At 71.3% G+C, this 24681-nt stretch carries 27 protein-coding genes; 11 read left to right on the top strand and 16 right to left on the bottom strand.

Annotated elements, in window-relative coordinates:
• Window positions 1–195: 195 nt before the first annotated feature.
• Both BMY74_RS39585 and BMY74_RS39590 read right to left on the bottom strand, forming a co-directional pair.
• Window positions 196–1803, bottom strand: coding sequence for a serine/threonine-protein kinase (locus BMY74_RS39585; RefSeq protein ID WP_089926100.1), 1608 nt, complete (start codon window positions 1801–1803; stop codon window positions 196–198).
• Window positions 1804–1873: 70 nt separating this feature from the next.
• Window positions 1874–2467 (bottom strand): DUF4230 domain-containing protein, encoded by a 594-nt coding sequence (locus BMY74_RS39590; protein ID WP_089926416.1) that lies wholly within the window; start codon window positions 2465–2467, stop codon window positions 1874–1876.
• Window positions 2468–2595: 128 nt separating this feature from the next.
• Between BMY74_RS39590 and BMY74_RS39595 the strand changes: the two genes are divergently transcribed.
• From BMY74_RS39595 to BMY74_RS39605, 3 genes are read left to right on the top strand one after another with little or no spacing between them, the layout of a single operon-like run.
• Window positions 2596–3501 (top strand): proteasome assembly chaperone family protein, encoded by a 906-nt coding sequence (locus tag BMY74_RS39595; RefSeq protein WP_245786640.1) that lies wholly within the window; start codon window positions 2596–2598, stop codon window positions 3499–3501.
• A gap of 9 nt (window positions 3502–3510) precedes the next feature.
• Window positions 3511–3870 (top strand): MmcQ/YjbR family DNA-binding protein, encoded by a 360-nt coding sequence (locus BMY74_RS39600; protein ID WP_089926106.1) that lies wholly within the window; start codon window positions 3511–3513, stop codon window positions 3868–3870.
• On the top strand, window positions 3843–4385 hold the full coding sequence (locus BMY74_RS39605; protein WP_342718409.1) for a YciI family protein: 543 nt from the start codon (window positions 3843–3845) through the stop codon (window positions 4383–4385). Before BMY74_RS39600 ends, BMY74_RS39605 begins: the two co-directional genes overlap by 28 nt.
• Here the strand turns inward: BMY74_RS39605 and BMY74_RS39610 are convergent.
• From BMY74_RS39610 to BMY74_RS39635, 6 genes are read right to left on the bottom strand one after another with little or no spacing between them, the layout of a single operon-like run.
• The gene (locus BMY74_RS39610; RefSeq protein WP_089926109.1) at window positions 4382–5575 is read right to left on the bottom strand and encodes an MFS transporter; all 1194 of its coding nucleotides are present in this window, start codon (window positions 5573–5575) and stop codon (window positions 4382–4384) included. The genes BMY74_RS39605 and BMY74_RS39610 overlap by 4 nt on opposite strands.
• Window positions 5572–6000, bottom strand: coding sequence for a MarR family winged helix-turn-helix transcriptional regulator (locus BMY74_RS39615; protein WP_218159908.1), 429 nt, complete (start codon window positions 5998–6000; stop codon window positions 5572–5574). Before BMY74_RS39615 ends, BMY74_RS39610 begins: the two co-directional genes overlap by 4 nt.
• 38 nt (window positions 6001–6038) lie before the next feature.
• Entirely contained in the window at window positions 6039–6494 is a 456-nt protein-coding gene (locus BMY74_RS39620; RefSeq protein ID WP_089926114.1) for a dihydrofolate reductase, read from the bottom strand.
• Window positions 6491–7288: a thymidylate synthase gene (locus tag BMY74_RS39625; RefSeq protein ID WP_089926117.1), complete on the bottom strand. Its 798-nt coding sequence runs from the start codon at window positions 7286–7288 to the stop codon at window positions 6491–6493. Before BMY74_RS39625 ends, BMY74_RS39620 begins: the two co-directional genes overlap by 4 nt.
• Window positions 7289–7314: 26 nt before the next feature.
• A complete protein-coding gene (locus BMY74_RS39630; RefSeq protein WP_089926120.1) occupies window positions 7315–8406 on the bottom strand; it encodes an acyl-CoA dehydrogenase family protein in 1092 nt (363 codons plus the stop codon).
• Between the two features lie 22 nt (window positions 8407–8428).
• Window positions 8429–8866 (bottom strand): MarR family winged helix-turn-helix transcriptional regulator, encoded by a 438-nt coding sequence (locus BMY74_RS39635; protein WP_089926123.1) that lies wholly within the window; start codon window positions 8864–8866, stop codon window positions 8429–8431.
• Between the two features lie 83 nt (window positions 8867–8949).
• On the opposite strand from BMY74_RS39635, the gene BMY74_RS39640 reads away from it, so the two are divergent.
• Together BMY74_RS39640 and BMY74_RS39645 are read left to right on the top strand one after the other, a co-directional pair.
• Window positions 8950–9714, top strand: a complete 765-nt coding sequence (locus tag BMY74_RS39640) for an SDR family NAD(P)-dependent oxidoreductase (protein WP_089926125.1) — start codon at window positions 8950–8952, stop codon at window positions 9712–9714.
• Between the two features lie 51 nt (window positions 9715–9765).
• Window positions 9766–10551 (top strand): aldo/keto reductase, encoded by a 786-nt coding sequence (locus tag BMY74_RS39645; protein ID WP_089926427.1) that lies wholly within the window; start codon window positions 9766–9768, stop codon window positions 10549–10551.
• 109 nt (window positions 10552–10660) lie between these two features.
• On the opposite strand, the gene BMY74_RS39650 is transcribed toward BMY74_RS39645, so the two are convergent.
• The 3 genes from BMY74_RS39650 to BMY74_RS39660 are packed head-to-tail and all read right to left on the bottom strand — an operon-like array spanning window position 10661 to window position 13694.
• On the bottom strand, window positions 10661–11989 hold the full coding sequence (locus BMY74_RS39650) for an ABC transporter permease (RefSeq protein ID WP_177230159.1): 1329 nt from the start codon (window positions 11987–11989) through the stop codon (window positions 10661–10663).
• On the bottom strand, window positions 11989–12699 hold the full coding sequence (locus BMY74_RS39655) for an ABC transporter ATP-binding protein (protein WP_089926131.1): 711 nt from the start codon (window positions 12697–12699) through the stop codon (window positions 11989–11991). The genes BMY74_RS39650 and BMY74_RS39655 overlap by 1 nt, the downstream gene beginning before the upstream one ends.
• Complete coding sequence (locus BMY74_RS39660; RefSeq protein WP_089926134.1) at window positions 12699–13694, bottom strand: efflux RND transporter periplasmic adaptor subunit; 996 nt, start codon at window positions 13692–13694, stop codon at window positions 12699–12701. The genes BMY74_RS39655 and BMY74_RS39660 overlap by 1 nt, the downstream gene beginning before the upstream one ends.
• Window positions 13695–13833: 139 nt before the next feature.
• Between BMY74_RS39660 and BMY74_RS39665 the strand changes: the two genes are divergently transcribed.
• Genes BMY74_RS39665 through BMY74_RS39675 form a run of 3 tightly spaced genes read left to right on the top strand, consistent with a single transcriptional unit; the run spans window position 13834 to window position 15309 of the window.
• On the top strand, window positions 13834–14628 hold the full coding sequence (locus tag BMY74_RS39665; RefSeq protein ID WP_218159909.1) for an SDR family NAD(P)-dependent oxidoreductase: 795 nt from the start codon (window positions 13834–13836) through the stop codon (window positions 14626–14628).
• Between the two features lie 16 nt (window positions 14629–14644).
• Window positions 14645–14836, top strand: a complete 192-nt coding sequence (locus BMY74_RS39670) for a DUF2795 domain-containing protein (RefSeq protein ID WP_089926140.1) — start codon at window positions 14645–14647, stop codon at window positions 14834–14836.
• Window positions 14833–15309 carry a DUF1360 domain-containing protein gene (locus tag BMY74_RS39675; RefSeq protein ID WP_089926143.1) on the top strand — a complete coding sequence of 159 codons (477 nt, stop codon included), beginning with the start codon at window positions 14833–14835 and terminating at the stop codon, window positions 15307–15309. Before BMY74_RS39670 ends, BMY74_RS39675 begins: the two co-directional genes overlap by 4 nt.
• On the opposite strand, the gene BMY74_RS39680 is transcribed toward BMY74_RS39675, so the two are convergent.
• A complete protein-coding gene (locus tag BMY74_RS39680; protein WP_143091904.1) occupies window positions 15304–15762 on the bottom strand; it encodes a hypothetical protein in 459 nt (152 codons plus the stop codon). The genes BMY74_RS39675 and BMY74_RS39680 overlap by 6 nt on opposite strands.
• Before the next feature lie 192 nt (window positions 15763–15954).
• Between BMY74_RS39680 and BMY74_RS39685 the strand changes: the two genes are divergently transcribed.
• Together BMY74_RS39685 and BMY74_RS39690 are read left to right on the top strand one after the other, a co-directional pair.
• A complete protein-coding gene (locus BMY74_RS39685; RefSeq protein ID WP_089926429.1) occupies window positions 15955–16650 on the top strand; it encodes a HemK2/MTQ2 family protein methyltransferase in 696 nt (231 codons plus the stop codon).
• Window positions 16640–16855: a CDGSH iron-sulfur domain-containing protein gene (locus BMY74_RS39690; RefSeq protein WP_089926432.1), complete on the top strand. Its 216-nt coding sequence runs from the start codon at window positions 16640–16642 to the stop codon at window positions 16853–16855. Before BMY74_RS39685 ends, BMY74_RS39690 begins: the two co-directional genes overlap by 11 nt.
• Here BMY74_RS39690 and BMY74_RS39695 read toward each other — a convergent pair.
• The 3 genes from BMY74_RS39695 to BMY74_RS39705 form a co-directional block, all read right to left on the bottom strand.
• The gene (locus BMY74_RS39695) at window positions 16804–19659 is read right to left on the bottom strand and encodes a helix-turn-helix transcriptional regulator (protein ID WP_245786641.1); all 2856 of its coding nucleotides are present in this window, start codon (window positions 19657–19659) and stop codon (window positions 16804–16806) included. The two genes, BMY74_RS39690 and BMY74_RS39695, sit on opposite strands and share 52 nt — an antisense overlap.
• Window positions 19660–19749: 90 nt before the next feature.
• The gene (locus tag BMY74_RS39700; protein ID WP_143091905.1) at window positions 19750–19938 is read right to left on the bottom strand and encodes a hypothetical protein; all 189 of its coding nucleotides are present in this window, start codon (window positions 19936–19938) and stop codon (window positions 19750–19752) included.
• Window positions 19935–22544: a type 2 lanthipeptide synthetase LanM family protein gene (locus tag BMY74_RS39705; protein ID WP_245786642.1), complete on the bottom strand. Its 2610-nt coding sequence runs from the start codon at window positions 22542–22544 to the stop codon at window positions 19935–19937. Before BMY74_RS39705 ends, BMY74_RS39700 begins: the two co-directional genes overlap by 4 nt.
• A 196-nt stretch (window positions 22545–22740) precedes the next feature.
• On the opposite strand from BMY74_RS39705, the gene BMY74_RS45850 reads away from it, so the two are divergent.
• On the top strand, window positions 22741–24081 hold the full coding sequence (locus BMY74_RS45850; RefSeq protein ID WP_218159910.1) for a helix-turn-helix domain-containing protein: 1341 nt from the start codon (window positions 22741–22743) through the stop codon (window positions 24079–24081).
• 8 nt (window positions 24082–24089) lie between these two features.
• Here BMY74_RS45850 and BMY74_RS39720 read toward each other — a convergent pair whose 3' ends face one another.
• Window positions 24090–24671: a superoxide dismutase family protein gene (locus BMY74_RS39720; RefSeq protein WP_089926160.1), complete on the bottom strand. Its 582-nt coding sequence runs from the start codon at window positions 24669–24671 to the stop codon at window positions 24090–24092.
• Window positions 24672–24681: the final 10 nt, after the last annotated feature.

Raw genomic sequence — 24681 nt, forward strand, 5'->3', positions numbered from 1 at the left:
CCACGGCCCCGCCGAACAGGTTAAAACTCAAGCTAGTGGTGTGGCGCAGAAGGTTGCCGGGGGAATTCGCGGTCAGACGGGTGGATCGTGGTGCCGCCCCCACGTCCTCGTACTGGTTGTACGGGGGCGTGGGGGCGGTGCCGCGAGGCGCCCTGCTGGGCGTGGATTACCTCGCCGACCTTCTGGGACGCGCCACTAGTTCTTGTTGGCGCACACCTTCGCGGAACCGCCGCGCTCCCCGGCTGTGCCGATCGCCGCGATCTGGAAGCACCGGCGGTCGCCGCCACCGTCCTCGATGACGTACTTGGTGCCACCGCCGGTGACCGTGACCACCGCGTACGGTTTCTCGCCGGTCACGTCGACCACCACGAACTGCGCCTGGCCGTCGCTCGGGTCGGTCCACTCCAGCTCGATCGACCTGCCCTTGTACTCGGCGCGCTTGAGCACCGGGACGAAGCGAGGATCGCTGTTCGGTGAAGGACCGGCGTCGGCCGAGTCGGACGTCGGCACGGGCGGTGCCGTTGTCGTCACAGGAGGTTGGGCCTGCTGACCGTCGCCGCCGCGGTTGAGGAAGATGCCCGCGGCGAGCCCGGAGGTCACGGCGATCACGGCCAGCAACGCGAGCACCGCGCCGCGTTTGCTCTTGCGGACCGGCCCGGTCATCGGCTCGGCGGGAGGCAGGTCCACCGTCGGCAGCACCGCGACCGGGTGCGGCCGGGGCGGGGGCGGCGGTGGGACGAAGTCGTGGTGGCGGTAGGTCAGGTCCTCGAGGCGGCCCTGCCACGAGTCGTCGGGCTCGGCCTCCGGTTCGGGCTCGGGTTCCGGCTCCGGCCTGAACCCGCGCGGGCCGAAGCCCGGCGCCTCGGTCGGGCCCTCCGGGTAGAACTCCGGGCGCTCGCCCAGCATCGACGTCGCATCGGGGTCCACAGAGGACAGTGCGGTGCCGGAGTTCGCGGCCATCAGCGCGTCCCGCAGCTCCAGCGCGGAGCCGAACCGCTCGGCGCGGTCCTTGCGCAGGCAGCGGTGGATCACCGCGACGAGCCACGCCGGCACGTCGAACCGGGTGAGCGCCCGCGGTTCGCCGGAGCTGACCCGGCCGACGTAGGACAGCAGCGTGTCCTCGTCCGGGTTGTCCGAGGCGAACGGGGGTTTGCCCTCCAGCAACGTGAACAGCGTCGAGCCGAGCGACCAGATGTCGTCGGCGGACGACGGAGTGGCGCCCTCGATCATCTGCGGGGCGGCGTGCCGGTAGCTGACCATCTGCAGCGACGCGGAATGGCCCGCGTCGGCGCCGCGCGCGATGCCGAAATCGGCCAGCACGTACGAGGTCGGGAGGACCAGGACGTTCTGCGGCTTCACGTCCCGGTGCAGGATGCCCTGGCCGTGCGCGAACGCCAGCGCGTCCGCGACCGCGATGCCCGCGGCCACCACGTCCTGCACGGGCAACGGGCCCATGGCGCGCAACCTGTCGTGCAGCGAGCCCCGCTCGTAGAACTCCATGACGATGCTCGGGCGGCCGTCGGGCAGCGTGCCGGTGTCGAGCACCGTGACGATGTGGGGGTGCTGGCGGCCCAGTTCGACGGTGATCGCGAGCTCGCGGCGGAAGCGCGCCACCGTGGCCGGGTCCGTCACCTGGAGCACCTTGACCGCGACGTCACGGCCCAGGCCGTCCTGGCGGGCGCGGTAGATCGTGCCCTCGCCGCCCTGCGCGATCACGCGGAAGGCGCTGTAGCCGGGCAACGCGATCTCGGGCGCCTGCGCAGCGCCCTGCGCGGGTGCCCAGGCCATCAGATCGTCTTCCACCAACGGATCCTATCCCGGAGCGATGGGGTCACCGCTCGACGTTCGGAAGGATCGGGAGGAAGGGTTCGGCTCAGTCGCCGACGACTTTCACCTGGAATCCCAGCGCCTGCAGCATTCCGGTGAGCATCACTCGTGTGTTGTCCTCAGCGCGCTTGAGCAGTTCGGACTGCTTCGCCGCCTCCGCGAGCTTGCCCTCCGCAGCGACGTAGAACTTCTGCTGGTCGGGAGGGCCCGCCAGCGCCTGCAGGTCGTTGATCAGGCCGCGTTCCTGGCTGAAGACGTACGACCTGTCGTGGTGCAGGTTCGGCTTGTCCAGCTGGGGCTTCGGCACGCGCAGTTCGACGGTCTTGCCGTCCGGGGACACGACCAGGCCGTCGTCGGCGAGCGTCCCGAAGTCGACGAAGGCGTTGACCGACCCGGCCGCGACGAACAGCGTCCGCTCGCCCGCGAGGGCCGCCGGCACCCACTTGACGTCGTCCTCGATGTCGAGCACGACCTGGAACTCGCCCGCCGCGGCGTGGTACTGGCTCAGGTCCCGCACGGACTTGAGCATCGCGGGCTGGCTGCGGTCGATCGATTCACCGCCGAAGGGCCTGAATTGGCCGAAGACGAACACCGCCGCGCCGAGGAGAATGACGACGGCCGCGACCACAGTTCCACGCATCACCCAGCGCCTGTCCACCGCGTGGGAGTACCCGTGAGGTGATGCGCGCACACGGTCCGTATGGGCTAATCGACCCGTGCGGAATCAGTTCCGTGTCCTCGTGGTTGGCTTGGACGAGACGAGAGCTAGTGATCAGGAGGCGCGCGGTGGACCCGGAGAACCTGTACGAGGTGGACTCGGAGGTGCCGGACCTGACGGGTGCGGTGCTGCTGCACCACTTCGAGGGCTTCATGGACGCCGGCGCCGCGGGCCGCCTGCTCTCCGAACACCTGCTGGAGACGCTCGAGAGCCGCGTCGTGGCGCGGTTCGACATCGACGGCCTGATCGACTACCGCTCGCGCCGCCCGCTGATGACCTACGCGACCGACCACTGGGAGGACTACGCCGCTCCCGAACTGGTCGTGCACCTGCTCTGGGACAGCGCCGGGCACCCGTTCCTGCTGCTCACCGGCCCGGAGCCGGACCGCGGCTGGGAGGCGTTCATCCAGGCCGTGCGTTCCCTGATCGACCGCTGGGGCGTGCGTCTGACCGTGGGCTTCCACGGCATCCCGATGGGCGTGCCGCACACACGGCCGTTGAACGTCATCGGCCACGCCACGCGCCCCGAGCTGGTGAGCGAGTACCAGCCGTTCTTCAACCGCGTGCAGGTGCCGGGCAACGTGTCGGGCCTGCTCGAGTTCCGCCTGGGCCAGGCGGGCCACGACGCGATGGGCTTCGCCGCCCAGGTGCCGCACTACCTGGCGCAGTCCCAGTACCCTACGGCCGCCGTGACGCTGCTGGACGCCGTCGCCCGCGCCTCGGGCCTCGCCCTGCCCATCGGCTCGCTCGTCGAGGCCGCCCAGGCCGCCGACGCCGAGATCCACCGCCAGGTCGCGGAGTCGGACGAGGTCGCGCAGGTCGTCGAAGCGCTCGAGCGGCAGTACGACGCGTTCATCCAGACTGTCGGCACCACCGACATCCCCAGCGCGGACGAACTGGGCGCCGAGTTCGAACGGTTCCTCGCCGAGCAGCAGCGTCCGCCGGACCACCTGTAGGAGCTCGTGATGGCCACCTGGGACGACGTGCACCGGATCGCCACCTCCATGCCCGACGTGACGGAGCGGGTGCGCGAGGGCGTCGTCGACTGGAGGGTCAGGGACAAGCTGTTCGTCTGGGAACGGCCGCTGCGCAAGGTCGACCTCAAGGCGTTGGGCGCGGCGGCTCCTTCCGGGCCGATCCTGGCCGCTCGGGTGCCCGACCTGGGGGCCAAGGAGGCCCTGCTCGCCTCCGACCACTCGGTGTACTTCACGACGCCGCACTTCAACGGGTATCCGGCGATCCTGGTGCGGCTGGAGCACATCGAGGTGGGGGAGTTGGAGGAGCTGATCGTGGAGGCGTGGCACGCGCGGGCGCGGCGGCGCTGATGGAGTTCTTCACCTACCACCGGGACCGTCCCGGTTCGATGCCGTTGCGCCGAGCCATGCTCGAGGAGCACTGGTCCTACATGGACCGCTTCGAGCTGATCGCCCGCGGTCCGACGTTCGCGGGCGGCGTGCTCACCGGCAGCGTGCACGTCGTCGACGTGCCGGACGCGGCGGCCGCGCGGGCGTTCGCGTTCGACGAACCCGTCTACCAGGCCGGTGGCTACCGGGACGTGCTGGTGCGCAGGTGGCGCAACGTGCTCGGGCGGACGATGTGGGACTTCACCGGCGGCAGGGAGGGGCACCTGGTGCTCGGGTTCTCCTCCGGCGAGCCCGCCGACCTCGTGCCCGCCCGACCGGACGAGCTGATCGCGTACGGGCCGCTGCTGTCGGACGACGGCAGCGCCTGGCTGGGGACGGCGGCGCTGGTCGCGTCGGCCGACCCGGTGGCGGTGCTGACCGCGGAGCGGTACGACGCCGTCGAGGTGCACGAGTGGGAGTTCGGCGGGCGCCGCTAGGAGGTCCGGATCGCCTTCAGCGAGCGGTCTACCACGTTGACGAGCAGGAACGCGAGGCTCGTGACGACGAGGAAGATCGCCAGTTCGTGCAGGCCGCGGGTGTCGACGGTGTCACCGAACACGAGTCCCAGCACGACGGCCGACACGATGGCGCCGAGGTAGCCGAACGTGCGCAGCAGGCCCGCCGACGCGCCGACGGAGGCGGGATCGGCCTGCCGGTACACGGCGTTCTGCAGCGCCAGGCTGGTGAGGCCCTGGGGAACGCCGCTCAGCACCGTCACCGCCAGGAGCATCCACAGCGGACTCGACGTGCCCAGCGCGAGCAGGAGCGCGCAGACCGCGAGCTGGCCGGCCGCCGCGACGATCAGCTTGCCGCGCAACGCTTCGCTGCGTCCGGTGAGCGCGGACACGGCGACGCCGACGCCGAACACCGGCAGGACGACCAGGCCCGCCTGGCCCGCGCTGAACCCGCGTTCCGCCTGCAGCCACTGGGTGAAGCCGAAGATGAAGCTGTACGACACGAGGTACGAGAGCACCGCGCGGACGTAGGTGATCACCAGTGGTGTGTTCAGGCCGCTGAGGTCGAACAACGGCCTGCGCTCGCGCATCCGAGGCCGTGAGCGGGGGAAGTAGCGCCACCCGAGCGCGAACGCGGCCAGGGCGAGCGGCACGTTGATCGCGAGCGTCGTGCGCCAGCCGCCGAAGTCGACCAGCAGGCCGCCGAGCGGCGGGCCGAGCACGGAGACGGTCTGGGTGGAGATCGCGAGGATCGTGAGGACGCCGCCGGGGCTGTCGTCGCCCGTGCGGTCGGCCTCGTCGCGCAGCAGGCGCATCGCCGCGGGGTAGCCGGCGCACGTGCCGAGGCCGAGCAATACGCGCGCTACGACGAGCACGGCCAGGTTCGGTGCGAAGGTGCCGAGCACGCCGGCGATCCCGACGAGCGCGGTCGCCGGGAGGAACAGCCTGCGCGGCCCGCAGGTGTCGATCAGACGGCCCGCCACGGGTTGCCCGATCGCGGTGGCCACGTACAGCGAGGTGATCAGCCACGCCGTCGCCGAGGGCGGTTCGCCGAACGACACCCCGATCGGCACCAGCGCGACCGACAGGATCGTGGTGTTGACCGGGTTCAGCACCGCCCCGGCGACCAGAGGTGTGATCAGGCGGCGGTCGAAGCCGGTGGTGGCCGTCATTCGTCCACCACGCGCTCGAGCAACGTGAGCGCCTCGGCGATCACCTGCCGCTCGGACTCGGTGAACCGCTGCGCGATCAGCTCGGTCAGCCGCTCGTTGCGGGCGGCTCGCGCGCCCCGGGCGGCCGCACGGCCCTCGTCGGTGAGCGTGATCAGCTGACGCCGGCCGTCGCTCGGGTCGGCCGCGCGCCGGATGAGGCCCTGCTCGTGCAACGAGGTCAGGGTCTTGGCCATGGACTGCGGCTTCACGCGTTCGGCGCCCGCGAGCTGACTCGCGGTCGACGGCTCGTCCATCAGCAACAGCCTGGCCAGCGCGGACGCCTGCGGTGCGCTCAGCTCGTCGACCGACGACTCGTCCTGCAGCCTGCGGCGCAGCCGTCCGACGAGCACGCGCAGCCGTTGGAGGAGGGAGGCCGGATCGGTCATGGTAGACAGCCTAGACTGAACAGTCTGGGCTGTCGATTTCAGTACGTGACGAACCGGTAGTGCAGGCCGCCGCTCGACTCCAGCCACTCACCGACGCTGACCGGCTCGCGGTCGATCGCCGGCGCGTACGTGTCGCCTTCGAACGATTCGCGGATCTCGGTCACCTCGACCCGGTCGGCGAACGGCAGCGCGGCCGCGTACACCGCCGACCCGCCGATCACCCACACGTCCCCGGTGACGTCGGCCAGGGCCTTCTCGAGCGAGGAGAACGTCTCCACGCCCTCCTGCGGCGTGCGCGACAGCACGAGGTTGCGCCGGCCGGGCAACGGGCGGAAGCGCGGCGGCAGCGACTCCCAGGTGCGGCGTCCCATGAGGACGGCCGCGCCCGACGTGATCTGCCGGAAGCGCTTCATGTCCTCGGGAACGTGCCACGGGATGGCGTTGTCGCGGCCGATCACGCCGTTCGCGGCCTGCGCCCAGATCAGGCCGATCACACCGCCACCGGCGCCTTGATGCCGGGGTGCGGGTCGTAGCCCTCGATCGCGAAGTCCTCGTAGGCGTAGTCGAACAGGGAGGCGGCGGGAGCCATCTTCAGCTCGGGGAACTCGCGCGCGTCACGGCTGAGCTGCAGCTCGACCTGCTCGACGTGGTTGTCGTAGATGTGGCAGTCGCCGCCGGTCCAGATGAAGTCGCCGACGCCGAGACCGGTCTGCGCGGCGATCATGTGCGTCAGCAGGGCGTAGGAGGCGATGTTGAACGGCACGCCGAGGAACAGGTCCGCGCTGCGCTGGTAGAGCTGGCAGGAGAGCTTGCCGTCGGCGACGTAGAACTGGAAGAAGGCGTGGCACGGCGGCAGCGCCATGTTCGCGATCTCGCCGACGTTCCACGCGGAGACGATGATCCGGCGCGAGTCGGGGTTCGTCTTCAGCGTCTTCAGCACCTCGGCGATCTGGTCGACGTGCCCGCCGTCCGGGGTGGGCCACGAGCGCCACTGCACGCCGTAGACCGGGCCGAGTTCGCCCTCGGGGGAGGCCCACTCGTCCCAGATGGACACACCGTGGTCCTGCAACCACTTCACGTTGCTGTCGCCGCGCAGGAACCACAGCAGCTCGTACGCGATCGACTTGAAGTGGACCTTCTTCGTCGTGATCAGCGGGAAGCCCGCGGCGAGCGGGTAGCGCAGCTGGTGGCCGAAGATCGACCGCGTGCCGGTGCCGGTGCGGTCCTCTTTGCGCACGCCTTCTTTCAGGACGTGGCGGAGCAGGTCTTCGTACTGCGTGTCGGGCATGCCCCGCACACTACCCAGCTCCCGGATCAGAACCTCGACATGTCCGGGGCGAGTCCCAGCCGCAGCATCGAGTACGTCTCCAGCATCCGCCGCGACACGACGGTGTGCTGCGCGGCCACGTGCGCGTCCCGCAGGCAACGCTGCAACGCCGACGACTCGAACACCGAGCTGCCGCCGCCCGCCGCGAACGCCTTCTGCGTCACGTCCGTCGCCTCGCCCGAGGCGAACGAGCAGGCCAGCCGCAGCCGTGCCTTGATCGGGTCAGGGGTCGGCTCGCCGTTCACGGCGTGGTCCCAGGCCGTGCTCAGCGCCTCGTGCAGGAACGCCGCCGCGGACGACAGCCGTGCCTCCGCCAGCGCGAGCTCGATCTGCACGCCGGTCTGCTCGGCGAGCCGGGACGTCGCGTACTGGGGCACCTTCTCGACGGCCAGCGACTCCATCTCGTCGATCGCGCGGCGCGCCACGCCGAGGCACACGGACGCGACGCCGACGGCCAGGAAGCTGAAGTAGGGGAACACCGTGATCGGGCCCTCGATGCCGGGTGGGGTGCCGATCGGCCACACCGCGCGGCGGGCGGGCAGGAAGGCGTCCGAGACGGAGAACTCGTGCGAGCTGGTGGCGCGCAGGCCGGCGGCGTGCCACGTGTCGTGGATCGTCACGTCCTCACGCGGATACACGGCCAGACGCGGGCCCACGGGCGTGATGGTGCCGCCGATGACCCACGAGCAGTACGCGACGGCGCTGCCCCAGCCCCAGCGGCCGGTGGCGCGGTAGCCGCCGTCGGCCTCCACGGCCTTGCCCAGCGGTGCGGCGGTGCCCGCGATCAACGCGCGCGGGTCGCCGAAGACCTCGTCGGCGGCGTCGGTGGGCAGGTACCAGGCCAGTGACGACGAGGAGGTGGTCGTCATCGCGGTCCAGCCGGTCGAGGCGTCCGCGCGCGCCAGTTCCTGCAGCTCGCGGCTCCACTCGGGCAGGCCGAGCTCGGCACCGCCGTAGCGCTTCGGGGCGATCATGCGGTGCACGCCGTGGTCGACGAGCGCGGTCAGCACCGGTTCGGTGAGGGCGCGCTGCTGCTCGGCCAGCGGTGCTTCGGCGCGGATCAGGGCGTGGAGATCCATGTGCGCGATCTTGCTGGAACGGTCAGAGCTTGGCGAGCGCCTCAACGAGTGGCTTCAGCTCCGGGACGTCCCCCGCCTCCGCGAGCGACTCGGACAGCACCTCGTCGTGCGTGGGGCGGGCGAGCGCGAGCAGCTCGTGGCCCTTCTCGGTGACCTCGGTGTAGATGCCGCGCCGGTCGGTCGGGCAGAGGTAGCGCGCGAGCAGGCCGCGGTCCTCCAGGCGCGTGACCAGCCGCGTCGTGGCCGACTGGCTGAGCACCACGGCGTTGGAGAGCTGGTTCATCCGAAGGTGGAAGCCGTCCTGGCGGTTGAGGACGTCCAGAACGGTGTACTCGCTGACGGAAAGCTCGTGGGCCTTCTGCAGCGCTCGCTCCAGACGGTCCTCGATGCGCGCGTGCAACGCCGCGAGCGTGCGCCAGCCCTGTGCGCGCGCCTGGACGGCGTCGTCGTCCAGTGACATAGGTCAACCCTTCTCGAATAGACAGCGTGTGCAACTATTGCGTACGCTTGTAATCGTCTTCAACAAGTCTACCGGGGAGAGACATGGATCTGTCGGGACGCACGGCACTTGTGACGGGCTCCACCGCCGGCATCGGCTTCGCCACGGCGGAAGCCCTGCTGAAGGCGGGTGCCGCCGTCGTCATCACCGGCCGCACCGAGGAGCGCGTGGCCGAGGCGGTCGGCAAGCTCAGCGGAAACGGTGACGTGCGCGGAGTCGCGACGGACCTCGCGACCGCCGAGGGAGCCGCTTCGCTGGTCGACCAGGTGCCGGACGTCGACGTGCTCGTCAACAACCTCGGCATCTACGGCGCGAAGCCGGTGTTCGAGGTCGACGACGCCGAGTGGCAGCGCTACTTCGACACCAACATCATGTCCGGCGTCCGGCTCGCCCGGCACTACACGCCCCGCATGGTCGGCCGCGGCTGGGGCCGGGTGATCTTCGTGAGCAGCGAGTCGTCCGTCTTCACGCCGACCGAGATGGTCCATTACGGCATGACGAAGACCGCCCAGCTGGCGTTGTCGCGCGGCATGGCGCAGGAGGTCAAGGGCACCGGCGTGACCGTGAACTCGGTGCTGCCCGGCCCGACCCTGACGCCCGGCGTCGAGGAGTTCATCCGCGACCGCGTCGGCGAGGGCGGCGAGGCCGAGTTCGTCCGCACCGAACGCCCCACGCTGCTGCTGGGCCGCCTGATCCGTCCCCACGAGGTCGCGAACCTCATCACCTACGTCGCGTCGGACCTGTCGTCCGCGACGACCGGAGCCGCGTTGCGCGTCGACGGCGGCACCGCTCCGACGCTGATCCCGTAACGACCGTAAGGATTTCTCTTGAACACCGTGAAGCTCAACAACGGCGTTGTCATGCCCCAGCTCGGTTTCGGCGTCTGGCAGGTGCCCGACGCGGAGGCCACCCCGGCCGTCGCGGAGGCGCTGAAGGCCGGCTACCGCAGCATCGACACCGCCGCCGCCTACGGCAACGAGGCGGGCACCGGCGCGGCGATCGCGCAGTCCGGCGTGGCCCGGGACGAGGTCTTCGTCACCACCAAGCTGTGGAACGACGACCACGGCCACGACAACACGCTGCGCGCGTTCGACGCGTCGATGTCCAAGCTGGGCCTCGACGTGCTCGACCTGTACCTGATCCACTGGCCGACCCCGGCGCGCGACAACTACGTCGACACCTGGAAGGCGTTCGTGGAGCTGCAGAAGGAGGGCCGCGTCCGCGCGATCGGCGTCTCCAACTTCCAGCCCGCGCACCTCCAGCGGCTGATCGACGAGACCGGCGTGACGCCCGCGGTCAACCAGATCGAGCTGCACCCGTACTTCCAGCAGGCCGACCTGCGCGCGTTCCACGCCGAGCACGGCATCGTCACCGAGGCGTGGTCACCGCTCGGCCAGGGCGGCGAGCTGCTCACCGACCCGGTGGTGCAGAAGATCGCGCTCGCGCACGGCAAGTCCGCGGCCCAGGTCGTGCTGCGCTGGCACCTGCAGCTCGGCAACGTCGTGATCCCGAAGTCCGTGACGCCGTCGCGGATCCGGGAGAACATCGACGTGTTCGACTTCGAGCTGCCGGACGCCGAGGTGGAGGCTCTGTCCACTCTGGACCGGGGTGGGCGCATCGGGCCGAACCCGGACGAGCTCAACTAGTCCCCGGGAAAACGCGAAACCCCGGCCCGCAGCAAGCGGTCCGGGGCTTCGCCGGCGACGAGCCGAAAGCGCTGTGGCCGCCGAACCCCCGGTTCGGCGGCCACAGCACTCAGGCTCGCATGACTGTGGCGATCGGGATCCGCGCCGCCCGGATGGCCGGGATGAGCCCACCCAGCACACCCGCGATCAGCCCGGCGATCACGCCCGCGACACCCGCCTCCCACGGGAAGGCGGTGCCCTGCAACGACGGGAACCGGCTGCCGAACATCATCAGCGCCACCTGCAGCCCGGCCGCGCCCGCGCCGATCGCCAGCGCGGCCGTCAGCAGGCCGGTGAGCAGGGTCTCGGCGAGCACGATGCCGGCGAGCAGCATGCGGGACATGCCGACCGCGCGGCGCAGCGCGAACTCCTCGACGCGTTCGCCGACCGTGGCGAGGCCGACGTTCAGGATGCCCGCGACACCGATCAGCAGCACCAGGAGCGCCATGCCGAGGAAGATCAGCCGCATGATGCGCAGCTCGGACTCCATGCGCTCCTTGGACTTCACGACCTGGAAGTGCATCTGGTCCTGCGGGATGCCGACGCCCGCGAGCTTCGCCTTCAGCAGCTGCTGGAGCTCGTCGGAGCCCGGCTGCAGGTAGAGCTCGAGGTTCGTGCCGCCGCCGCGCATCCGGTCGACCTCGGTGGTCTCGGCCGCCGCGGGCATCCACGTGCGCAGTTCGTCGAGGCGCATGTAGATGCGCGGCTGGAAGTAGCCGTCCTGGACCACGCCCGTGATCTGCGGAGACACGTGGTGGGTGGCGCCTTCGATCATCATCTCGCCGGGCACGCGGTACTGCCGCAGGCCCTTGGCGGCCTCCTCGTTCAGCACGATCCTCGGGGCGAGCGAGGGCGCGGTGTCGAACTCGAGCCAGCTGCCGGAGACCGGGCGGAACGGCTTGAACGGGCGGATGTCGCCGGTCAGCGCGACCATGCTGACCTCGATCGCCTGGCCGTCCGGCTTCTTCTCCGGCTGCTTCTGCTCGGTGCAGGTGCCGTTCGAGTCGCAGTAGACCTGCGGGCCGGAGTAGTCGCCGCCGCGGCCCGCGTACTCGAACGGCATGCCGCCCTCGTTGATCGGGCGCACGCCGGGCTCGCCGATGATCGCCTTCGAGCCGATCATCGCGACCGCGTCCGTGCGGCCCTTCATCATGGCCTCGACGATGCCCGGCGCGCCCTTCTCACCGGGGACGTAGCCCGTGACGGTGCCGTCCTTGCCCGACTGGAGCTCGACGTCGGTGAGCATCGCGCGTTCGGCGATCTCGGCGCCCGCCTGCACGGCGACGACGGCGAGGACGCCGAGGAAGAGCGACACCATCGAGAGGAACGTGCGCAGTTTTCGGGCGCGGATGCCCTGTCCGCCGATGACGAGGGCGGACCGGAACTTGCCGGAAAGCATCAGTTGAACCGCCCGTCGCGCAGCTCCAGCACGCGGCCCATCTTGCGCGCGTGGTCGTGGTCGTGCGTGACCAGCACGAGGCCGCAGCCCTGCCTGGTCGTGTTGAGCAGCACCTCGACGACGAGGTTGCCGGTCTCGGTGTCGAGCGCGCCCGTGGGCTCGTCCGCGAGGATGATCCGCGGCTGCCGCACGAGGGCGCGGGCGATCGCGACGCGTTGCTGCTCACCGCCGGAAAGCCTGGTGGGCTTGGACTTCGCGAGGTGCGCGATGCCGACCTGCTCCAGCGCGTCCATCACCTGCTGCCTGCGCTTGCGCCGCGCCGACCAGCCCTGGCCGTTCACGAGCGCCATGGCCACGTTCTGCGCTGCGGTGAGGTGCTTGAGCAGGAAGAAGCGCTGGAACACGAACCCGAACTCCGCGCTGCGCAACGCCGCCGCCCTGCGTTCGGGGAGCTTCGTGATGTCGTCGCCGTGCAGGAGGTACTGGCCCTCGTCGGCGCGGTCGAAGAGCCCGATCAGCGACAGCAGCGTCGACTTGCCGGAGCCGGAGCGGCCGAGGATCGCCACGCTCTGTCCCGCGTGGACGGTGAAGTCCACACCGGACAGGATCGTGCGCGGTTCCCCTTGCCCCTTCAGGACTTTCGTGATGCCGTTGAGCTGCAGCAGTGGTGCCTGCACCTGCACCGTCGGCTGGTCGAAGGTCTGGGTCATCACGGGCCCGTCGGCTTCTGCTGCTGGTCGCCGCCCTGCTGCTGCCCCTCCGGCAGGTTCGGGCCGGGCACCGCGAGCTCCTCGTCGCCGGTGAGGCCCGACTTGACCTCGACGACCTTGCCGTCGGTCAGGCCCAGCACCACGTCGGTGGTGCGGCGCGACCCGTCGGGCTGGATGACGTCGACCTTGCCCTTGCCCTGCTGGCCCGCGACCGCCTCGACCGGGACGACCAGCGCCTGCGCCGCCTTGCCGGTGGTGACCTCGATCGACGCGGTGGCGCCGTTGATCATCTGCACGTCCGCGGGCGCGCTGCACACGATGCGCAGGCCCGTCGAGGAGCTCGGCTGCTGCTGCGGCTGTTGCTGCTGAGGCTGCTGCTGCGGCTGGTCCTTCTTCTCGCCGTCCTTGTTGTCCTGCGTGACCGGCGGCTTCTCCGGGATCGTGCCCTGCGGCAGCGCGGCGATCGTGCCGAGCACCGTGCACGGGAACGGACCGGGACCGTTCTTGATCTGCGCCGTCACGTCGGTCAGCGCGCCGCTGATCTTGTACGCCTGCTGGCCGTCGATGTCGCCGACGAGCGCGTAGCCGACGTGCTTGGCCGACGCGATCGGCATGCCCGCCGTCACCGTCGCCTTGTCGTCGACGAGCCTGCCGCTGAACGTGGACCCCGCGGGTGCCTCGACGTAGTTCGGCGTCTGGTCCTTCCACACGGTCGCGACCCGGATCGGCTTGGTCGGCGTGCCGTTCGGCGCGGGCACGTCGAAGTACCGCACCTGGCCCGCGACCGGCGCGACGAGCCCGAACGTCGGGTTCATCTCGACCTTGCCCGCGATGCTGAGCTTGGTGGTCAGGTCCTGCCTGGTCGGCTTGACCTTGGTCATCGTCGTGCCGCGCGGCGCCAGCTCCGGGTTGGCCTGGTCCGGACCTGACGGACTGCACGCAGCCACGCCCACCGTGACCAGCGCGCACAGCGGCGCGAGAAGAATTTTGCGCACGAATGTCCCCCATGTCGTTTCGACCAACCTACCGATAAGGACACCCGATGGGGTGAGGAGGTTGCATCGGTCTTTCGGCCGATGCGCATCGACCTGGTGGCCACGGGTATCCGGGCTCTGACCCGAAGGGAGAACGCCTGTGAATGCGCTTGCCGTGGTAACCGGTGCGTCCAGTGGAATAGGTTACGAACTCGCGAAAGTCCTCGCCGACAACGCCTTCGACGTCGTCGTCGTGGCGGAGGACGAGGGGATCGAGGACGCGGCCGCACAACTGCGGTTGCGCAGCGGTGGTGTGCACGTGGAACCCCTGCGGGCCGACCTGCGCGGCTACGAGGGCGTGGAGTCCGTCGTGGCGCGCGTCCGCGCGATGGGGCGCCCGGTCGACGTGCTCGCGGTGAACGCGGGCGTGGGCGTCGGCGGCGACTTCGTGCGCGACACGTCGGTCGACGACAACCTGGAGATCGTGGACCTGAACGTCCGCTCGGCCGTGCACCTCTCGCACCGCCTGATCGGCGACATGGTGGACCGCAAGGAGGGCAAGGTGCTCTTCACGTCGTCCGTCGCCGCCACCGCGCCGGGCCCGTTCCACGCGGTCTACGCGGCCTCCAAGGCGTTCCTCGCGTCGTTCGCGCAGGGCCTGCGGGAAGAGCTGCGAGACAACGGTGTCAGCGTGACCACGCTGATGCCCGGACCGACCGACACGGAGTTCTTCGACCGCGCCGGCATGCAGGACACCAAGGTCGCCACGGGCGACAAGGACGACCCCGCGCAGGTCGCCCAGCAGGGATTCGACGCGCTGATGAAGGGCGACGACCACGTGGTCGCGGGATCGCTGAAGAACAAGGTGCAGGCGATCGCGGGCAAGGTCGCGCCGGACCCCGTCAAGGCGAAGATGACGCGGTCGATGACGGAACCGGGTTCGGCCGAGTCCTGACGGGTATTCGCGCCCCATGAGCGATCAGAACCCCATCGAGGTCCAGAAGCACCTGTCCGGCGTCGACTACCCGGTGGCCAGGCAGCAACTGGTCGACAAGGCCCGGGAGAACGGCGCGTCCGACGACATCGTGTCGGCGCTCGAGAAGCTGCCCGACCGCGAGTACAACGGCCCGAACGCCGTCAGCGCGGAGGTTTCGAAGGCGTGAGGAAGATCTGGAAGGCGTACGGCGAGGGCAGGCCGCTCCCGGGCTACCTGCTCGCCATCGGCAGCTACGCGACCCTCGCCGGCGCCGTCTCGGTGGCAGGACGCCTCACGGGTGTCCGGTTGCCCGAACGGTTCTCGCTCGTGGACACCGCACTCGTGTCCGTGGCGACGCACAAGGCGAGCCGTCTGCTCACCAAGGAGGCGGTGACCAGCCCGATCAGGGCGCCGTTCACCCGGTACGAGGAACCGGCGGGGCACGCGGAGCTCAAGGAGTCGGTGCGCTCGGACCACCCGGCGCAGCACGCGATCGGCGAGCTGCTGACGTGCCCGTTCTGCGCCGGGGTGTGGATCGCCAGCGGTCTCACCGCCGGGCTGGTGTTCGCGCCGCGGCTCACCCGGTTCGTGTCGACCGCGCTGACGGCCGTCGCCGCGTCGGACGTGCTGAACCTGGTGTACGACAAGCTGAAGTCATGACCCCCGGCGGCCGAGCCTGCTGCCCCGGTAGGCCTGCGCGCGCAGCCGGGCGAACCAGCGCGGCGCGAGTTCCAGCTCCGGCGGCAGGGTGAGCACCGGGTCGAACGCCACCGGCTCCGTCTCGCGGTGGTGCAGCGTCAGCTCGGCGACCTGCCGCAGGCCGCCGTCCCTGCCCGAGGCGTGCAGGGTGAACCGCTCCGGCGGTTCGCCCGCACCCGGCAGGGCCGTGAACCACACCAGTTCGCCGCGGTAGCGGTAGGGCAGGAGCGTGCCGAGCCGGGCGTTCTGCCACCGGCGCGCGAACTTCGGCAGCATCCGCGTCCACCGGCCCGTTCCGGCGCTGGACAGCAGCAGGTCCCAGTCGCCCGACTCGGTGGGGATCCGCACCGCGAGCCCCAGCACGTCCGGCCTGCCCGGCGCCGTTTCTGCCCCTTTGGACAGCCTGGCGGTCACGGTGGCATGGTGCGGGAAGGGCTCGGTGCCGCGCAGTTCGCCGCTCCTGCGCACCCCGCGAGGATGCAGCGCGGGAGCTCCCCGCACGCGGGCGAGCAGGCGGAACGCAGTCGTCAGCACATCCTCGTGTACCCGTCGAAAACCCCGGAAAACACGGTGTTTCAAGGTCTTTTGGCGGGGGATTCCAACGCCGTGAGGCTGCTCAGAGCACCAGGCGTGTACACGCCCCAGGACGACACTGCGCTTCTGGTCGAAGCGCTGCACGCGGCGGCGATCGCGCCCGGTGGCCGTGTGCTCGACATCGGGACCGGCACGGGCGCGCTCGCCATCGCGGCGATCCGCGCCGGCGCCGCCGAGGTGACCGGGGTCGACGTTTCGAGGCGTGCCGTGTGGACGGCGCGCGTCAACGCCGCCCTGCAGCGGGTGCCGTTGCGCGTCAGGCTGGGCAACGCGCTCGACGTCGTGGCGGACGAGAGCTTCGACCTGGTGCTCTCGAACCCGCCGTACGTGCCCGCCGCGAGCACCTGTGCCGCCAAGGGACCGGCCAGGGCGTGGGACGCGGGGCTCGACGGCCGTCAGTTGCTGGACCCGTTGTGCGCCAGGATCCACGACCTGCTGGTGCCCGGCGGTGTGCTGCTGATGGTCCATTCAGCACTGTGCGGAGTGGACACGACGCTGCAACGCCTGCGCGACTGCGGCCTCAAGGCGGCGGTCGTGCAACGGCGCTGGGTGCCGTTCGGCCCGGTCATGAACGGCCGGATCGGCTTCCTGGAACAGCACGGCCTGATCGAGGCGGGCCAGCGGCACGAGGAACTGGTGGTGATCCGAGGTGACCGGCCAGAACGCCCGCAGGGTGACGGTGGTGCCGAACGGGCCGATGCTCGTTGAGGGCCCCGTCGAGCTCGTCACCGACGACGGCGTGACGCACACGAGTGACCGGTTCGTGGTCGCGGTGTGCGCGTGCCGGCGCAGCAAACGCTTTCCCTTCTGCGACACCAGCCACCGCAAACGCGTGCGCGACGACCCGCCGGACGGAGCGGGTCAGCCGCCGAACCCCGCCGCGAAGGCGGAGAGCGACTCCCGGTCGGGCTGACCGGTCTTCGCGATGAGCGAGGCGACGTGCTTCTCCACCGTGCGCGGGGAGATGTGCAGACGCGTGCCGATCGCCTTGTTGCCCATGCGGTCGGCCAGCAGCACGAACACCTCGAACTCGCGCACCGTCACGCCCTGCCCGCGCAGTTGCCGCGGCACCTGGTCCGTGCCGCTGCGCCGTTGCTGCACGGGCGCGCCCGCCTGGCGCAGCAGGCCCCGGCACGCCGACGCCACCGCCGGGATCGTGCGCTGGTGGAAGTACTCCTCGGCGGAGCGCAGCCACGCCACCGGGTCGCCCCACGACGCCGCGTCCCCGGCGACCAGCCGCAGACCGAGGTGGCGTGCCAGCGGGTACGGCTCCGCGGCCTCCTGCGCGCGCTGGAAGGCCTGCAGGGCCTCGTCCCCACGCCCGTCGCGGCCGAGCAGGACGGCCTGCGCCAGTTCGGTGAACTGCCGGTTCCACCGCATCCCCGAGGCGGACGACGTCGTGAGCGCGCGGTGGTCCGCCCAGCCGAAGCGGCCGTCGAGCACGCCGAGCAGCACCCGCATGCCGTGCGTGCCGGACAGGTGGAACGTGGTGGGGTTCTGCGACTCCAGGGCGAGCGCGCGGTCGAGCTCCGTCATCGCCAGGGTGTGGTTCTCCTCCAGCAACGCGCAGAACGCGCGGGCCAGCCCGAAGCACAGCGGGTACTCCTGCGCCCCGTTCTTCGCGACCGCCTCGAACTCCGTGATGGCGTCGTCGGTCGCGGCCCGGTTGCCCTGGTGCGCGGCCAGCGTCGCCTTGCTCATCAACAGGTACCGGGTCAGCGAGTGGAACCGCAGGCGCGTGGTGGTCTGCAGGCACCGCTCGATCTGCTCGGCCGCCACGGCGTAGTCACCGGTCAGCACGGACTGCAGCGCGAGGATCGCGTCGACGTTGTGCGCCACCGCGATCGCGCCCGCCCGGGACGCCTCGGCGTGCGTGCGGTCGAGGGAGGTGGTGTCGCCGTGCTGCAGCCAGTCGTTGCCCGCCAGGCGGACCAGGGCGTAGACGTGCTGGATCGGCATGTGGTGGGTGTCCGCGAGCGCGAGGGCCTTGCCGAAGCACGCGTTGGCCTCGTTGATGTCGTGCTCGCGCGCGATGATGCCGAGCAGCTGCCACGCCTCGCACGCCTCCACCGGCAGCTGCGCCCGGTCCGCCGCCTGGGCGGCCCGCCGGGCGAGGCCCTCCGCCGACGAGATCCGGTCGGGGCTCGGGATGTTCAGCGTCAGGTGGGCCAGGTTGACGTCGAGCGACGCGGTGAGCGCGTCGGGTGCGTCCGGTCCGAGCAACGTCCTCGCGATCCGCACCTGCTCGACGCCCTCGGTGAACCACCCCGCGGTGAAGGCGACGCGGGACAGTCGCGAGTGGAGCTTCGCGCGGCGTGGTCCGTCCAGGGCCTGGAGATCCGCGACGTCGAGTGCGAAGGCGCGTTCGAACTCACCCGTCTCGGCGAGCGCGGGCAGCAATGTGTCGAGGACGTCGGCGCGCAGGCCGGCCTCCCCGGTGAGCAGGCCCTGCGCGCGGTCGAGCAGCGTGACGGCCGACTCCGCGGCGCCACCCGCGAGCGCGCGCCTGCCCGCCTCGGCGAAGAGGAGCCCCGCCTCGGTCTCGGTTCCCGCGTCCAGGCGCAGCTTCGCGACGAGCGGGCACCAGTCGCCGGGCAGTCCCGGGTGCAGGTCCTCGATCGCGTCGGCGGTGCGCGCCGACAGGTCGACGCGTTCGGCCAGGGTCAGCTGCGCGAGCAACGCGTCCGCGGTGAGCGGGTGGCGGAACGCGTACCAGTCGGGCGCGGGCTCGTCCGGTGTCACGAGCTGCGCGGCCACGCCCGCGTGCAGGTGGCTCAGCAGCTCGCGGTCGTCGACGCCGGTCACCTTCTGCACCAGGGAGAGCGGGAACCGGTGGCCCAGCACCGCCGCGATGGACAGCACCTCGCGGCCCTGCGGCCCCAGCCTGTCCGTGCGGTGCGCGACGCTGCGCACGAACGCCGCCGGCACCGGGAGCTTGAGCTCTCCCAGCACCTGCCAGCCGTGCGCCCCGGCCACCAGCAGGCCGCCGCTGACCATGCCGTGCAGCAGTTCCTCGACCACGAACGGGTTTCCGGCGCTGTCCGTCCACAAGCGATCGACGAGCTCCGGCGGGATGCGGTCGCTGTCCAGGCAGGCGGCCGCCATCTGGCCGACCTCGTCCTGCGACAGCCGGTGCAGCTCCACCAGCGCGCCCGACCCGCGTTGCACCATCCGGCGGACCAGCTCCAGCGCGTGGCCGGGTTCGCTGCGGATCGTCGCGAGCAGCAGGACCGGCTGGTCCTCCAGGTTGTCCGCCAGGTACTCCACGACCGCAAGCGTTTCCGCGTCCGCCTCGTGCAGGTCCTCGAGCACGAGCAGCACCGGGGTCTTGCGCGCGACGGAGGCGAGGAGCCTGAGCACGGCCTCGGCCAGCACCACGACCGACTCCGTGGTCGACCGGTGGTCGTGCCACTCCGGGATCAGCGTGCCCAGCACGGGTTTGTACGGCCCGAGCGCGGAATCGTCCGGCGGATCACCGCGGAAGAGGCCCAGCAGCGCCTCCGCGATCGGGCGGAACGGCACCATCGGGCCGATCGTCGTGCCGCGCCCCTTGAGCACCCGCATGCCCTCGTCGAACGCCGCGCCCGCCGCGTACCGGGCGAGCCTCGACTTGCCGATCCCCGCCTCACCGGTGAGGAAGACGGCGCCGCCGCGGGAGTCACGGGTGCGGGCGAGTGCCCCGGTGACGGCCGTGACTTCCTGATCACGACCGATCACCCGGGACGCTCCTGTCTGCATGTGTGGACCCTAACGGGCCCGTACCGGTCTCGAAATCGACCGGCCAGACGTATTCGACGTGAAAGTTTCCTACTTCGCGCTGACCGTCGTGTCCGTGAGAAGCGGGGTGATCGCCACGAACGCGCTCGTCGCCATGGTCAGGCCCATCAACGCACGCGCCCGCGCACCCGCCAGCGTCTTCGGCGCCAGTTCCATCTCGCCGATCGCGTGCTCGGCGGTGTCGGACCGGTCGGCCGCGCTGTGCAGGGACTCGTTCATCGGGTGCACTCCTCTTCGTCAGGTGATGCTTGCAGTAGCAGGACCGAGGGGATCGGGAATCCTTGGCGCAGCAGGCCGTGACCGATTCCGGACAGGCCGGTGAGCAGTCCGGGTGACGGCACGCCGCCCGGGGTGGCGCAGCGCGCGCCCTGCTCGTCCAGCGTTCCCAGCAACAGGGCCGTGCGCCGGTTCGCGGCGCTCGGGTGGTGCGCGGCCAGTGCCTCGACGACGCCCAGTTCGCCGTGGCAGAGACTCATGTCCCGCAACGGTTCCCTGGAGGCGAGCAGACCGGCCAGGCGCTCGTCGTCCCTGGCGAGCGCGACACCGGCCAGTCCCGTGCACCACCCGGTGTCGGTGGGGTCGATCGCGTCGCTCTCCAGGGACGTTCGTGCGGCCACATCTGATAACTCGTCACGAACCGTTGCCGCGTAACGCCTCAGGGCCCATCCGATTCCCGCATCGCCACGGGCGAAACCATTCGTGGAACTGATGACCCCACGCAGAGTGGACGCGTAGTGATCGGCGAGCGCGAGGGATTCGGGCGTGCCCACGGCGAGCATCGCGGCCAGTGAGCCCGCGACGCCGTCCAGGACGGTGTGCGACGAATCCTCCCTCGGCATCAGCTGAACGGCCTGCGCGAGCAGCTTCGGGTCGAGGCCGAGCAACGGTGTGAGGCGCGCGAGGCCGTAGCAGATGCCGCCCAGGCCGTGGATCCCGCCGCCGACCACCGAGACGAGCTCGGGCTGCTCGGCGAAGAGGTGCAGCAGGTCGGGCAACGGCCGCAGCGCGTCCCGCGCGAAGTCGACGTAGCGCGCGGCCCCGGTGAGCGCGCCCAGCTCGGCGAGGAACAGCGCCACGCCCGTGTAGCCGTTCGACAGGCCGGCGCCGAGCGGCTGCACCGTCCAGTGCCGGTCGTCGACCAGTTCGAGCCCGAGCCAGTTGACGCGGTCCTCCCCGGTGACGGCGTGCGCGAGGATCTGGTCGGCGATCCCGCAGGCGGCGACGAGCAGCCGCGCCGGGTCCGGGTCGACCGGCGCGACGTGCCCCTGCACCGCGGCGCCGCTGTGGTGCGACACCGGGCGCGGCCGCGACGCCAGCAGGGCCGTGATCACCCACTGCTGGTCGTGCCGGTCGACCTCGCTCATCGCGAGGATCTTGCGCGTGACGGCGTGCAGCCCGGGCTCCGGCAGCATCCCCGGCAGCCGGAGCCCGGACGCGGTCCACAGGTCGGTCGAGCCCGGCCGGCAGGTGAACAGCGGCACGTCCCCGCGCCACAGGTCGGACACCTCGAACGGCACCAGCCGGTCGAGCAGCGGGTCGTCGACCACCAGCACGCCGAACGCCAGGTCGCGGTCGAGCGCGTCGGCCAGCACGGACGGGTGCGTCGACTCGTCGAGCAGCCGCGCGTACTGCCGCGTCGCCCGCGCCACGAACCGCACTTCCTCGTCGACGCACTCCCGGACGAGCTGCAGCAGCTCGTCGCGGTGCGCCACGATCGCGTCGTAGCCCGCGCGGAACCCGGCCAGCAGCGAGTCCTGGTAGTCGGCGGGCTCGGCGGGCGTGCCGTCGAGCAGCGGCCGGTTGCGCGCCCCCGACGACGTCCGCGGGCGCCTGACCAGCCGCATCCTGTCGGTTCCCGGGTCGGCCCAGTCGACCGAGTTCAACGGCGACAGCACGCCGTGGTCACCGCCGACACCGGACACGTCCGCCACCCCGTTGTCACCGAGCAGCACGTGGGGGAGCAGGGCCGTGCGGTGCACCGACCGCACCAGCGCGGCCGCGGCGGGATCGGCGTCGTTCACGAGAGTCGGGTGGAACAGCGTCTCGACGTCCACGAGAACCGGCTGGTCACCGCACGCGATGAGGTTCTCGTAGTGCATGTCGGTGCCGTCGACCGCGTAGAGCAGCGCCAGCAGCGCGCCCAGCCGCCGGTAGAATTCGGCGACCTGCGACACGTCCGCACACGGCTCGTGGGTGACGTGCTCGATCCACCCGTAGCCGTCGCGGGGCAGCAGCCTCGGCGACCTGAAGTCGATCCTGGTCCGCTCGGACAGCCACCGGACCTGCTCCTGGAAGCGCACGTGCAGCCCGACCGGCCGCGGCCGGTAGACGAGCTTCGCACCGGACTCGAAGGTCAGGACCGCCACGGTCCGCCCCTGCTGGTGCGCGTCGCCCTGCCCCGTCTCGATGGAGATCAGCGCGCCGGGGTCGTGGTCGTCGAAGATCGTGCGGACGATCTGGGCGCGGTCGCGGGTGAACCGCGACGACAGCTCGTGGTGAGTGGAAACGGCCTGCTCACAGGCCTGCGCGAGCAGCCGGGCGAGCACCGGGTACCGGTTGAAGACGCTCGAGAGGTTCAGCGTCCGCGTGAACTCGGCGAACCGCTCCTCACTGGTCGCGCTCGTCAGCGTGCCGCGCACGGTGTGCAGCTCGAGCACGAGCGTCCGCGCCGCGATCTCCACCAACCGGCGCCCGAGCTGCTCGGCGAACGCCGCGTCGAACGGCGGCGCCACCTCGGTGCGCGAGGCGTCGATCAGCGGGCGCAGGGCGTGGGCGAAAGCTGCTGTCCAGCTCTCGCCGGTGCTGGTCTCGGCCGCGGAGGTCACCGGCACAACCTCGCACGCGCGGCCGCCCCGCACATGGGGATCAACCCCCCAGATTTGCGAACGCCCCCGGCCACCGCTGCTCCCGAGCCCGCCCGCGGCCCGGCCGTGCCTGCTCGCGGCCGTGAATATGGGGGTCCGCCACCCATGTCCCGCCGCCCGATCACCCCGAGACTCGAAGTCCGAGGGAGGGAACGGGATGAGGGAGTTCGGAGAACTGCTGCGCACGCACCGCATCGGCGCGGGCCTCACCCAGCAACAGCTGGCTGACTTCGCGATGGTGAGCGTGCGGGCGATCCGGGACCTGGAGTGCGGCCGCACCCGCTCGCCACGTGCGGAGACGGTGCGCCTGCTCGCCGACGGCCTGCGGCTGGACGAGGGCAGCCGCGCCGACCTGCAGCAGGCCGGGGGGCGGTCGGCCGGTCGCGCGGCGGTGGCGCCACCCGCGCCGGCCGGGCCCGGCGGGCTGATCGTGGGGCGGGAGGCGGAGGCGGCGGCTTTGGCGGCGTTGCTGACGGAGGCGCCGGGTGGGGCCGGCGGTGGTGGGGGTGCCGCAGGGCCGGGCCAGGCCGGGGCCGGGCCGGGTCAGGTGAGGGGTGGTGCCGAGCCGGGGGAGGCGCGGCATCGAGCCGGGAGCGCTGCCGGGCTGGGGAACGCCGTGCGGCACATCGCCGCACCAGGCGGCACCGTTGCCGACGCCATCGTGCTCGGCCGCGCCGACACGCTTGGCCGCGCCGACACGCTCGGCCGCGCCGACACGCTCGGCCGCGCCGACACCCTCCGCGGGCCGCTCCCCCCGACGCGCCTCATCACCATCACCGGGGTCAGCGGCGTCGGCAAGACGAGGCTCGCCCTCGAGGTCGCGGGCGACCTCCACTTCCGGCACGGCTGGTCCGTGCTCTGGCACCCGTCGCACGCCACTCCTGCCGTCGACGACGACCAGGACACCGTCCTCGTCACCGACCACCGCCCCGACCCTCACCTGCTGGACGCGCACCCGCGGCTGCGGGTGGTCGTCACGGCGCTGGCGCCGACCGGGTTGCCCGGTGAGCACGTGTTCCCGCTGGGGCCGCTGGCCGACGACGCCGCGGTGCGGCTGTTGCTCACGCACGTGCACCGGGTGCGGCCCGCGTTCAAGCCAGAGCCCGCCAACCAGGCCGCACTCATGGGGCTCGTGCACGCGTTGGACGGGTTGCCGTCGGCGCTGGAGTTCGCCGCGGGGTGGTTCATGGTCTACTCGCCGCAGCACCTGCTCGAGCGGTTGCGGTCGCACCCCCTCGACCCGACGTCGGCGCACCTGCGCGACTCGCTGCGGCGCTCGCTGTCCACAATGGACGACGAGGCTCGCGCGCTGCTCGTCAGGATGGCGGAGGGGCAGGAGGCCGGGCACGGCCGCGCGCTCCAGGAACTGCGCGTGCGCGGGCTCGTCCGGCGTGCCGGGGACCGGTACGAGGTGCTGGGCCTCGTGCGCGCGGCCGTGCTGGAGCCCGTGTCAGGGCCGCACCTGCACGGAAGCGTGGCCCTGACCTGGCCGGTCTGAAAGCGCGGCTAGAAGGTGGCGGTCAGGCACGCCAGGCGGTCGCCCGCGGTGCCCGCCTTGCCGTGTTCCGTGCTGGTGTGCGCGGCGTGCACGACGACGGCGTTCGCCTCGCCCTCGCGGAACTCCCACGCCACGGTGGCCGTGGCGGACGCGGCGCCCTGCGCGTCGGTGGTGAAGTCCAGCCAGATCTCGTTCTCCGCGTTGGCGTAGCGGGGGTCGACGCTCGGTGACACCGGGTCCTTCGAGTTCTGGTAGTGCGGGCCCGAGTCGGCCGGCTTCGCGCCACACGGCTTGGTGTGCACGTGCGAGCCGTACTTCGTGTCCGGCAGCAGACCGGACACCTTCAGCTCCACGGTCGTCCGTCCATCCGCGACGGTCGAGCCGGTGGAAAGACGAGCTCCCACGGGGATTCGCGCCACGTCGTAGGTGATGCCGGCGGGCTGGTCGCCCGACGCGGCGGGCGCGGCCACGGCCGTCTCGGCGATCGGCTTCACGGAAGGCGATCCGGCCGGGCCGTCGGGTGCCGAGCAGGCGGCCAGTCCCGCGGCCAGGAGCACGGCGCCCGTGAGGGCCGCCACAGTCGTGCGCATGTTTCTCCTC

Source organism: Lentzea albida (assembly GCF_900111005.1).
Taxonomy (GTDB): Bacteria; Actinomycetota; Actinomycetes; order Mycobacteriales; family Pseudonocardiaceae; genus Lentzea; species Lentzea albida.